At 69.5% G+C, this 10861-nt stretch carries 8 protein-coding genes and 1 tRNA gene; 4 read left to right on the top strand and 5 right to left on the bottom strand.

Going from position 1 to position 10861, the window contains the following annotated elements; translation table 11 throughout:
- From gltB to pyk, 3 genes are all read left to right on the top strand, one after another.
- Positions 1-3261: glutamate synthase large subunit (gltB, locus tag VHA72_RS04050; RefSeq protein ID WP_325573160.1), on the top strand; the 3261-nt coding region annotated here is incomplete at its 5' end.
- Positions 3262-3329: 68 nt separating this feature from the next.
- Positions 3330-4823, top strand: coding sequence for a glutamate synthase subunit beta (gene gltD, locus VHA72_RS04045; protein WP_325573159.1), 1494 nt, complete (start codon positions 3330-3332; stop codon positions 4821-4823).
- A gap of 271 nt (positions 4824-5094) precedes the next feature.
- Positions 5095-6564, top strand: a complete 1470-nt coding sequence (gene pyk / locus VHA72_RS04040) for a pyruvate kinase (RefSeq protein ID WP_325573158.1) — start codon at positions 5095-5097, stop codon at positions 6562-6564.
- A gap of 279 nt (positions 6565-6843) precedes the next feature.
- Here pyk and VHA72_RS04035 read toward each other — a convergent pair.
- Positions 6844-6919 (bottom strand) — tRNA-Leu (locus tag VHA72_RS04035).
- Positions 6920-6997: 78 nt separating this feature from the next.
- Between VHA72_RS04035 and VHA72_RS04030 the strand changes: the two genes are divergently transcribed.
- Positions 6998-7639 carry an ANTAR domain-containing response regulator gene (locus VHA72_RS04030; RefSeq protein WP_325573157.1) on the top strand — a complete coding sequence of 214 codons (642 nt, stop codon included), beginning with the start codon at positions 6998-7000 and terminating at the stop codon, positions 7637-7639.
- Between the two features lie 32 nt (positions 7640-7671).
- Here VHA72_RS04030 and VHA72_RS04025 read toward each other — a convergent pair whose 3' ends face one another.
- The 4 genes from VHA72_RS04025 to VHA72_RS04010 form a co-directional block, all read right to left on the bottom strand.
- Positions 7672-8385 (bottom strand): ABC transporter ATP-binding protein, encoded by a 714-nt coding sequence (locus VHA72_RS04025; protein WP_524538567.1) that lies wholly within the window; start codon positions 8383-8385, stop codon positions 7672-7674.
- A complete protein-coding gene (locus VHA72_RS04020; RefSeq protein ID WP_325573156.1) occupies positions 8372-9280 on the bottom strand; it encodes an ATP-binding cassette domain-containing protein in 909 nt (302 codons plus the stop codon). The genes VHA72_RS04025 and VHA72_RS04020 overlap by 14 nt, the downstream gene beginning before the upstream one ends.
- Positions 9277-10443, bottom strand: a complete 1167-nt coding sequence (locus tag VHA72_RS04015) for a branched-chain amino acid ABC transporter permease (protein ID WP_325573155.1) — start codon at positions 10441-10443, stop codon at positions 9277-9279. The genes VHA72_RS04020 and VHA72_RS04015 overlap by 4 nt, the downstream gene beginning before the upstream one ends.
- A partial coding sequence (locus VHA72_RS04010) for a branched-chain amino acid ABC transporter permease (protein WP_414689751.1) occupies positions 10440-10861 on the bottom strand: 422 nt, incomplete at its 5' end. The genes VHA72_RS04010 and VHA72_RS04015, both read right to left, overlap by 4 nt.

Here is a 10861-nt window from a genome sequence, read left to right as displayed (position 1 = left end):
GAGTGGCTCCACGCCGGCGTCGTCAACCTCGAGGACATCCCCGAGCGCGAGCACGTCGTGCACACCCACGCCTCGGTCACCCGCCGCCAGCAGGTCTTCGGCTACACCGAGGAGGAGCTGCGCGTCCTGCTCGCGCCGATGGCCAACACCGGCGCCGAGCCGATCGGGTCGATGGGCACCGACACCCCGATCGCCGCCCTCAGCGACAAGCCGCGACTGCTCTTCGACTACTTCGCGCAGATGTTCGCCCAGGTGACCAACCCGCCCCTGGACGCCATTCGCGAGGAGCTCGTGACGTCCCTGTCGGGCACCATCGGCCCGGAGGCCAACCTGCTGGAGCCGACGGCGGCCGCCTGCCGCCAGATCGTGCTGCCCTTCCCGGTCTTCGACAACGACGACCTCGCCAAGATCCGCCACATCAACCGCGACGGCGACATGCCCGGCTACATCACCCACGTCAGCCGTGGCCTCTACGAGGTCGAGGGCGGCGGCGAGGCGATGGCCCGCCGCATCGACGAGATCTGTGCCGAGGTGTCCGCGGCGATCGCCGACGGCGCCCGGGTGATCGTGCTCTCGGACCGGCACTGTACGGCCGAGCTGGCGCCGATCCCGTCGCTGCTGCTGACCGGGGCGGTCCACCACCACCTCGTGCGCGAGAAGACCCGCACCCAGGTGGGGCTCCTGGTCGAGGCCGGTGACGTCCGCGAGGTCCACCATGTCGCCCTCCTGATCGGGTACGGCGCCGCCGCGGTCAACCCCTACCTCGCCATGGAGTCGGTCGAGGACCTCGCCTACGAGGGCTACTTCGTCAAGAACGACCCCGAGAAGGCGGTCGCCAACCTGGTCAAGGCGCTCGGCAAGGGCGTCTTGAAGGTGATGTCGAAGATGGGCGTCAGCACGCTGGCGTCGTACACCGGAGCGCAGATCTTCGAGGCCGTCGGCCTGTCCCAGGCCGTGGTCGACAAGTACTTCACCGGCACCACCTCCAAGCTCGGCGGCGTCGAGCTGGACGTGATCGCCGAGGAGGTCGCCCGCCGGCATGCGACGGCGTACCCGCGCAACGGGGTGGCTCCGGCGCACCGGCAGCTGCCGATCGGCGGGGAGTACCAGTGGCGCCGCGAGGGCGAGCCGCACCTGTTCGACCCGGAGACGGTCTTCCGGCTGCAGCACTCCACCCGGCAGGGCCGCTACGACATCTTCAAGCAGTACACGCAGCGGGTGAACGACCAGTCCGAGCGACTGATGACGCTGCGCGGCCTGTTCAAGTTCAAGGGTGCCGAGGAGACCGGTCGTCGGCCGATCCCGATCGAGGAGGTCGAGCCGGTCGAGTCGATCGTGAAGCGGTTCTCCACCGGCGCGATGTCCTACGGCTCCATCTCCAAGGAGGCGCACGAGACCCTCGCGATCGCGATGAACATGCTCGGCGCCAAGTCGAACACCGGCGAGGGCGGCGAGGACGAGGACCGGCTCTACGACCCGTCCCGGCGCAGCGCGATCAAGCAGGTCGCGTCGGGCCGCTTCGGCGTCACGTCGGAGTACCTGACCAACGCCGACGACATCCAGATCAAGATGGCCCAGGGTGCCAAGCCCGGCGAGGGCGGTCAGCTGCCCGGCCACAAGGTCTACCCGTGGGTGGCCAAGACCCGGCACTCCACGCCGGGCGTCGGCCTGATCAGCCCGCCGCCGCACCACGACATCTACTCGATCGAGGACCTCGCGCAGCTGATCCACGACCTGAAGAACGCCAATCCCCAGGCTCGGGTGCACGTCAAGCTGGTCGCCGAGGTCGGCGTCGGCACGGTCGCCGCGGGCGTCTCCAAGGCGCACGCCGACGTGGTGCTCATCTCCGGTCACGACGGCGGCACCGGCGCGTCCCCGCTGACCAGCCTCAAGCACGCCGGCGGTCCCTGGGAGCTCGGCCTGGCCGAGGCGCAGCAGACCCTGCTGCTCAACGGCCTGCGCGATCGGATCGTCGTCCAGACCGACGGCCAGCTCAAGACGGGTCGCGACGTCGTCGTCGCGGCGCTGCTGGGCGCCGAGGAGTTCGGCTTCGCCACGGCCCCGCTGGTGGTCTCCGGCTGCATCCTGATGCGGGTCTGCCACCTCGACACCTGCCCGGTCGGCGTCGCCACCCAGAACCCGGTGCTGCGCGAGCGCTTCACCGGCAAGGCCGAGTACGTCGTGAACTTCTTCCGCTACATCGCCGAGGAGGTCCGCGAGATCCTGGCCGAGCTGGGCTTCCGCTCCATCGAGGAGGCGATCGGCCAGGCCGGCGTACTCGACACGCGGGACGCGATCGACCACTGGAAGGCCGCGGGCCTGGACCTAACGCCGATCTTCCATGTGGTCACCTCGCCGGAGCAGTTCGCCGGCCAGGACCTGCACCACACCAAGGCGCAGGACCACGGCATCGAGCGCTCGCTGGACTACACCACCCTGGTGCCGCTGGCGAAGCCGGCCCTGGAGCACGGCGAGCCGGTGCGCGCCCAGCTCCCGATCCGCAACGTCAACCGCACGGTCGGCACCCTGCTCGGCCACGAGGTGACCAAGCGCTACCGGGGCCAGGGCCTGCCCGACGACACCATCGACATCACGTTCACCGGGTCGGCGGGCCAGTCCTTCGGCGCGTTCCTTCCGCGCGGCATCACGCTGCGGCTGGAGGGCGACGCCAACGACTACGTCGGCAAGGGCCTGTCCGGCGGTCGGATCATCATCCGTCCCGACCGCGCCGCGACGTTCCGGCCCGAGGAGCACATCATCGCCGGCAACACCATCGGGTACGGCGCCACGTCGGGGCAGATGTTCCTGCGCGGCGGCGTCGGTGAGCGGTGCTGCGTGCGCAACTCCGGTGCGACGGTCGTCACCGAGGGCGTGGGCGACCACGGCTGCGAGTACATGACCGGCGGCCGTGTCGTCGTCCTCGGCCGCACCGGGCGCAACTTCGCGGCCGGCATGTCGGGCGGGGTGGCCTACGTACTCGATCTCAAGGAGCAGCGGGTCAACCCCGAGCTCGTCGAGCTCGGCCCGGTCGAGGGCAAGTACGCCGAGGAGCTCCAGCAGCTCGTCCGCGCGCACGCCGAGGAGACCGGCTCGGAGGTGGCCGCCGCCCTGCTGGCCGACTGGCCGACCGCCCTGGCCCGGTTCACTCGGGTCATGCCCAGTGACTACAAGCGGGTCCTCGAGGCTCAGGAGGAGGCCCTCGAGGAGGGGCTTTCCGAGGACGAGGCCGCGGCTCGGATTATGGAGGTTCTCCATGGGTGAGCGAAGCGAGCACATGGACGTTCGACGCAGCATGGCCGCCACGGGTGTGCCGACGAAGGAGGCCACCCATGGCTGACCCGAAGGGTTTCCTCAAGAACGATCGCCAGGTCGCCGACCGCCGTCCCGTCGAGGAGCGGGTGGGGGACTGGAACGAGGTCTATCCCGGCGGCATCGGCCGGGCGCTGCTGCCGATCATCAACACCCAGGCCAGCCGCTGCATGGACTGCGGCATCCCGTTCTGCCACCAGGGCTGCCCGCTGGGCAACATCATCCCGGAGTGGAACGACCTGGTCTGGCGCGACGACTGGGAGGAGGCCAGCGAGCGCCTGCACGCGACCAACAACTTCCCGGAGTTCACCGGCCGCCTCTGCCCGGCCCCGTGCGAGACCGCCTGTGTCCTGGGCATCAACCAGGACCCGGTGACGATCAAGAACATCGAGGTCTCGATCATCGACCGCGCCTGGAGCGACGGCAACGTCAAGCCGCAGCCGCCGGAGTGGCTCTCCGGCAAGACCGTGGCCGTGATCGGCTCGGGTCCGGCCGGTCTGGCCGCCGCCCAGCAGCTCACCCGCGCCGGCCACACCGTCGCGGTCTACGAGCGAGCCGACCGGATCGGCGGGCTGCTGCGCTACGGCATCCCCGAGTTCAAGATGGAGAAGAAGCACCTCGACCGGCGGCTGGAGCAGATGCGCCGCGAGGGGACCGTCTTCCGGGCCGGCGTCGACGTCGGCACGACGCTGACCGGCGCCCAGCTGCGCGAGCGCTACGACGCGGTGGTGCTGGCGGTGGGCTCGACCACGCCGCGCGACCTGCCCATCCCCGGCCGGGAGTTGGGCGGCATCCATCAGGCGATGGAGTTCCTGCCGCAGGCCAACCGGGTGGCGCTGGGTGAGCCTCTGCAGCCCGGCGAGACCCAGATCCGCGCGGACGGCAAGCACGTGGTCATCATCGGTGGCGGTGACACCGGCGCCGACTGTCTCGGTACCTCGATCCGGCAGAACGCCGCCTCGATCACCCAGCTGGAGATCATGCCGCGACCGGCCGATTCCACCGGTCGGGCCGACGACCGGCCGGCCGGCCAGCCGTGGCCGACGTACCCGATGATCTTCCGGGTCTCCTCTGCGCACGAGGAGGGTGGCGAGCGGATCTACGGCGTCTCCACCAAGGAGTTCCTGGGCGACGAGTTCGGCAACGTGCGGGCGCTCAAGCTGGTCGACGTGGTCTTCGAGGCCGGCCGGCTCACCGAGGTCGAGGGCACCGAGCGCGAGATCCCGGCCGAGCTGGTCCTGTTCGCGATGGGCTTCACCGGTCCGGAGCGCTCCGGCCTGGTCGAGCAGCTCGGCGTCGAACTCGACGAGCGCGGCAACATCGCCCGCGACGGCGCGTTCAAGACCTCCGTCGACGGCGTGTACGTCGCCGGCGACGCCGGCCGCGGCCAGTCGCTCATCGTCTGGGCGATCGCCGAGGGTCGGGCCGCGGCCGCGGCGGTCGACGCCAACCAGACCGGGGCGACCACGCTGCCGTCGCCGATCAATCCGACCGACCGGCCCGTGATGGTCTGAGAGGCCGGCGGTCCCGCGCGCGCCAAAGTGTCACCGTGATAGTTCGCGGCGAGGGTGACACATCCGAAATGTCACCCGTCGCGCAAAGTGTCACGGTGACAGTTTGGGGATGGTGGGCGTGGCCTGAGGTCTGTCCGAGACGGGCGCGTTCTCCAGCGATCTCGCTGGAGGACGCGCCCGTTCCGCGTCTCCCGGGCATGGCCGGCGAAGTTACCGGTGGGTCGGTGGACCGGATCCCATTGGAACGATCCAGAGCCGATAGGCTGAGGCCGTGAGGCGTGCGAAGATCGTGTGTACCCTGGGGCCGGCCGTCGGGACCGAGCGCCGTATCCGTGAGCTTGTCTATGCGGGCATGGACGTGGCTCGGCTCAACATGAGCCACGGCAGTCACGAGGAGCACGCCGAGCGCTACCACCTGGTGCGCGCCGCGTCCGACGCCAGCGGCAAGGGCGTCGGCATCTTCGCCGACCTGCAGGGCCCCAAGATCCGGCTCGAGACGTTCGCCGACGGCCCGGTCACGCTGCGCCGCGGCCAGACCTGGACCATCACCACCCGCGACGTGCCCGGCGACGATGTGATCTGCGGGACGACGTACAAGGGCCTGCCCGGCGACGTGAGCGTGGGCGACCCGCTGTTGATCGACGACGGCAAGGTGCGCTTGCGGGTGACCGGCATCGAGAACGGCACCGACGTCGTCACCGAGGTGCTGGTCGGCGGGCCGGTCAGCAACCACAAGGGCATCAACCTGCCCGGCGTCGCGGTCTCGGTGCCGGCGCTGTCGGAGAAGGACGTCGAGGACCTCAAGTTCGCTCTCGACCTGGGCGTGGACATGATCGCGCTCAGCTTCGTGCGCAACGCCAAGGACGCCGACCACGTGCGCGCCATCATGCAGGAGGTCGGCCGTACCGTCCCGATCATCGCGAAGATCGAGAAACCGCAGGCGGTGGACAACCTCGATGAGGTGATCGACGCCTTCGACATGTTCATGGTCGCTCGCGGCGACCTGGGCGTGGAGTGTCCGCTGGAGGAGGTTCCCTTCCTGCAGAAGCGGATCATCGAGAAGGCGCGCCTCAACGCCAAGCCGGTCATCGTCGCCACCCAGATGCTCGACTCCATGGTCGGCAACCCGCAGCCGACCCGCGCGGAGGCCAACGACGTCGCCAACGCCGTCCTGGACGGCGCCGATGCGGTGATGCTCTCCGCCGAGACCAGCGTGGGGGAGTACCCCGTGCACACCGTCGAGACGATGGCCCGCATCATCGTGGCCACCGAGGCGCACGCGTTCGCCGCCGGTGGCACCGGCGTCGGCCACCTCTCGCAGATCAGCTGGGACCCGCACACCCGCTCGGGTGTGATCGCCAAGGCGGCCGAGGAGGTCGCCGAGCGCGTCGGGGCCAAGTACCTGGTCGCGTTCACCACCTCCGGGGACTCCGCCAGGCGCCTGGCCCGGCTGCGCGGTCCCATCCCGCTGCTGGCGTTCACGCCGTTCCCGCTGGTGCGCTCGCAGCTCGCGCTGAGCTGGGGCGTGGAGACGTTCAAGACCGAAGAGGTCGAGCACACCGACGAGATGGTGCGCCAGGTCGATGAGCAACTGCTGGAGATCGGCCGGGTCGAGGAGGGCGACCTGGTGGTGATCATCGCGGGCTCGCCGCCGGGCATCCCCGGCTCCACCAACGCGCTGCGCATCCACCGGATCGGGGACGCGATCAACGAGGTGGCGCCGGCGTACCGAAGGAACTGAGCGTTGTCGGTCCATCGAGGTAGGCAGCAGAACTGACGCTCCCCGCGGCGGGAACACGTCGAGATGGGCGCCGCGGATGTCGTCCTCGACGACAGGCTACGCTTCCGCCGAGGAGGCGGCCACGAGGTACTCGGGATCGCCGACGAGTGGCACGTCCACCGCGCTGACCAGTGACCTCGACCCCTGCCCGGGCATGGTGGGATCCGTCGAGCACTGTTCCCGACATCGACCAGAGATTCCCTGGGATCAAGCTGGCAAGCCAGGAGCGTCCGCGAAACATGGTGCCCCGGGTCGGATTCGAACCGACACTGGATGTGGTTTGAGCACATTGCCTCTGCCGTTGGGCTACCGGGGCTCGGCAGTCGCACAACCTACCGGAGCGGCGGCCTCGGCGCCGAGCCGGGGCCTACCCGGATGCCCTAACCTGTCGCACGTGACCCAGAGCCTGCAGCAGCCCCACCGCGTCGTCATCGCCGAGGACGAGGTCCTGATCCGGATGGACCTGAAGGAGATGCTCACCGAGGAGGGGTACGACGTCGTCGGTGAGGCCGGTGACGGGCAGGAGGCGATCCGGCTCGCCGAGGAGCTGCGGCCCGACCTGGTCATCCTCGACGTGAAGATGCCGATCCTGGACGGCATCGCCGCCGCCGAGCACGTCGCCCGGGAGCGGATTGCGCCGGTGGTGATGCTGACCGCGTTCTCCCAGCGCGAGCTGGTGGAACGGGCCCGGGACGCCGGGGCGATGGCCTATCTGGTCAAGCCGTTCAACGTCAGCGACCTGGTGCCGGCGATCGAGCTGGCGGTGAGCCGCTTCCAGGAGCTCGCCCAGCTCGAGGCCGAGGTGGCAGGGCTGACCGATCGACTGGAGACCCGCAAGGCCGTCGACCGGGCCAAGAGCGTGCTGCAGCAGCAGCTCAGCCTGAGCGAGCCGGACGCGTTCCGCTGGATCCAGAAGACCGCGATGGACCTGCGGCTCTCGATGCGGCAGGTCGCGCAGGGTGTGATCGACCACGGCGTCGGCGAGTCCGCGGAGGGCGGCGCCGCCACCGACGAGACGGCGGGCAGCGTCGACTGACGCTGCCCGCCGTCCGCGGCGTGCCGAAGGCCTCAGGCGACCCCGAGGTAGGCCTCCTTGATGGCCGGGTTGGCCAGCATCTCCCTGCCGGTTCCGGTGTGGGTGATCTGGCCGGTCTCCAGAACGTAGGCCCGGTCGGCGAGAGCGAGCGCCTGGTTGGCGTTCTGCTCCACCAGGAGGACCGTCGTGCCCTGCTCGTTCACCTGTCGGATGATGGCGAACACCTGCCGGATGAACTGCGGTGCCAGCCCCATCGAGGGCTCGTCGAGCAGCAGGATCCGCGGCCGCGACATCAGCGCCCGGCCGATGGCGAGCATCTGCTGCTCGCCCCCGGACATGGTGCCGCCCTTCTGGCTGAGCCGCTCCTTGATCCGCGGGAACAGGTCGAAGACGCGCTCCTGGTCCTCCTTGATCGCCGCCTTGTCCTTGCGGCCGTAGGCGCCCATGTCGAGGTTCTCCAGCACCGTCATGGCCGGGAAGATGCCGCGGCCCTCCGGAGCCAGCGAGATGCCACGCTGGACCCGGCGATGGCCCTTGAGCTTGGTGATGTCCTCGCCGTTGAGCGTGATCGAGCCGCTGGAGAGGGACAACAGCCCCGCCACCGCTCGCATCGTGCTCGTCTTCCCGGCGCCGTTGGCACCGATCAGGGTGACGACCTCGCCCTCCTCGACGCTGATGGTGAGGTCGTCGATGGCCTGGATCCGTCCGTAGTGGACGGACATGTTCTTGATCTCAAGCAGCGCCACCGTCTGCCTCCTCTCCCAGGTACGCCGAGATGACCGCGGGATTCTCGCGGATCTCCTTGGGCCGCCCCTCGGCGAGCAGCTTGCCGAACTCGAGCACCACGATCCGGTCCGTGACGCCCATGACCAGCTTCATGTCGTGCTCGATGAGCAGCACCGTGTAGCCGTCGTCCCGGATGGTCCTGATGAGCTCCATCAGGTTCTCCTTCTCGGCCGGGTTGAAGCCCGCGGCGGGCTCGTCCAGGCACAGGAGCTTCGGGTCGGTGGCCAGGGCGCGGGCGATCTCCAGCCGGCGCTGGTGGCCGTAGGGGAGCGCGCTCGCCTTGGTCATCGCGGCGTCGGCGATGCCGACGAACTCCAGCAGGGCCATGCCGCGGTCGATGCTGCTCTTCTCCTCACGCCGGTGCCGCGGCAGGCCCAGCATGGCGCCGAACAGGCTGGTGCGGTGCCGGGTGTCGAGGCCGACGGCGACGTTCTCCAGCGCCGTCATCTCGCCCCACAGCCGGATGTTCTGGAACGTCCGCGCCAGCCCCATCCGGGTGATGGTGTGCTGCTTCTTGCGCAACAGCGAGACCCCCTCGAGACGGACGTCGCCGCTCGAGGGCTTGTAGACGCCCGTCATCGCGTTGAAGCAGGTGGTCTTGCCGGCACCGTTGGGGCCGATCAGGCCGAGGATCTCACCGCGCTTGATGTCGAAGCTGACCGAGTCCAGCGCCGTCAGGCCCCCGAACTTCACCGACAGGTTGTCGATCTGCACCAGCGTCTCGCCGACGTCGACGGCGATCTCACGCTCCGCCGCCGCCTGTTCGGCAACGGCGGAGTCGAGGGACGGCGGCGCGTCCGGCCGGGCGTCGTCGGGGATGACCTCGGGGATGTCGGGGCTCTGGTCGTCGGTCACGACGCGGTCTCCTTCGTCGCCTGGGGGGCTCGCTGGGCGGTCAGCTCGAGCGTGCGGGCGCGCGCCCGCCTGCCGAACAGCAGCAGGTGCGAGCGGGCCCCGATGAGCCCCTGGGAGCGGAAGATCATCAGCAGCACCAGGGCGACGCCGAAGATCAGGTACTTGTAGTCGGCGATCGAGGTGAACCGGTTCGGGATGTAGGAGACCAGCGCACCGCCGATGACGACGCCGAGCTTGTTGCCCGAGCCGCCGAGGATGACCGCGCACAGGAACAGCACCGAGGTCACCACGTCGAACTTCTGGTTGTTCACGAAGCCGACCTGGCCGGCGAACAGGGCACCGGAGAGACCGCCGATGGCGGCACCGGTGGCGAAGGCCCAGATCTTGAACTTGAAGGTGGGCACGCCCATGATCTCGGCGGCGTCCTCGTCTTCGCGGATCGCGATCCAGGCCCGGCCGACCCGGCTGCGCTCGATGTTCCCCAGCAGGATCATCACCAGGATGATGATGCCCACGGTAAGCATGTACCACGGAGTGCCGTGGTTGTTGGAGAACAGCGGGCCGCCGTCCTGGGTGCCCGGCGGGTGGCCGACCTCCTTGAACCCCTGCTGGCCGCGCATCGCGGGGATGATGGTCGCGAGCAGCCGGATGATCTCACCGAAGCCCAGCGTCACGATCGCCAGATAGTCACCGCGTAGTCGCAGCGTGGGGATGCCGAGGCAGACGCCGAAGGCGACGGTGACCACCATGGCCAGCGGCAGGGTCCACAGGTACGGGATGTGCACGAACGTCGAGTCCGGGCTGGTCCACAGTGCCGCCACGTAGGAGCCGACGGCGAAGAAGCCGACGTACCCCAGGTCGAGCAGACCGGCCTGGCCGACGACGACGTTGAGGCCGAGCGCCACCAGCGCGAACCGGGCCATGTCGAAGCAGGCCAGCGGCCAGTCGTTGCCGGGTTCGGTGGTGATCAGCGGCGGGTTGATCACCGGCAGGAAGAAGACCAGCGCCACGATCGGCACCAGGATCCCCCACTGGGCGACCCGCGGCTGTCGCTCCCACCAGGCGTTGAGGGCGGCGAACCGGCCCGGCCGGTTGGTGTGGGAAGCCTGCTCCTCCAGGCGCTGCTGGGCGCCGCTGGAGCCGAGGACGGGTTCGGTGCTCATGCCCTCACCTTCCCGAGGTCGGAGCCCAGCAGACCTGTCGGCCGGACCATGAGGATGAGCACGAGTACGACGAAGCTGACCACGTCGGTCCATTGCGAGTTGCCCAGCAGGATCTGGCCGTAGTTGCCGATCAGGCCGAGCAGCAGGCCGCCGACGAGCGCGCCGCGGATGTTGCCGATGCCGCCGAGGACGGCGGCGGTGAAGGCCTTGATGCCGAGGACGAACCCGCCGTTGTAGATGACGCCCGAGGGCACCTTCATCACGTAGAACAGCGAGGCCGCACCGGCGAGCAGGCCGCCGATGATGAACGTGGTGACGATGATCCGCTCCCGGTCGACGCCCATCAGGGTCGCGGTGTCGGGGTCCTGGGCGACGGCGCGGATGCCTCGCCCCAGCCGGGTGCGCCGGACGAACTGGT

Origin of the sequence: Nocardioides sp. (assembly GCF_035547795.1) — a bacterium.
Lineage (GTDB): Bacteria > Actinomycetota > Actinomycetes > Propionibacteriales > Nocardioidaceae > Nocardioides.
This window is presented reverse-complemented; position numbering and strand designations above follow the sequence as displayed.